Genomic DNA, 631 nt, shown 5'->3' on the forward strand with positions numbered 1-631 from the left:
AAAAGATTGGCTGCAAAATGTGTGCATCTTCATAAATTGTCCTGTCCTGGATAGTGGAAATGGCATTTCCCTGGATTCTTTTTAGTTGGTTGAAACGACTGTGTAGGAAAATACCTGTAAATGGAATGCCCATTTGGGCATGTCAGTATAAAAATCCGCTAAGTAGGGATTTTCCTCAACTGATTCAAATTCTATTTGCCAACCATAATGCGCTGATAGCTTTGATGCAAGTGAGGTTTTTCCGCTTCCAATATTCCCAGAAATTGCAATATGCATACGTTTTTCCTTTAATTTTTCTGTGCCAAATCCGAAACAAGCTATAATTGTTTGATTACGGTAAGAATGCTATTAAACTTCACCTTTATGTGATTATTGTCCGAATTAGATTTGGTCTGTACATTAACCATCTCTATATTGTTACTTGAAAGACAAAATACACAATTTTAAAGTTCGAAATTATCTTCAGTTTTTCTTCCGCTTTATTGGAATAAAAATATAAAAAGTTAATTAACAATGGTTTGTGATTATAATGGTTGTAAAGTACTGGACTTTATATTTTTGCTTCTTCGTTTTGAATGCCCATTTTTAAAGCGTTATTTTTTCGATTTATGGTTTAGAATTGAAAAGGATG

1 pseudogene is annotated in these 631 nt (G+C 32.6%); it reads right to left on the reverse strand.

The window, feature by feature from the left end:
- Positions 1–276: pseudogene (locus ADIWIN_RS16935) on the reverse strand (deoxynucleoside kinase); the annotation flags it as partial.
- Between the last annotated feature and the right edge of the window lie 355 nt (positions 277–631).

The organism is Winogradskyella psychrotolerans RS-3 (assembly GCF_000427335.1).
Taxonomy (GTDB): domain Bacteria; phylum Bacteroidota; class Bacteroidia; order Flavobacteriales; family Flavobacteriaceae; genus Winogradskyella; species Winogradskyella psychrotolerans.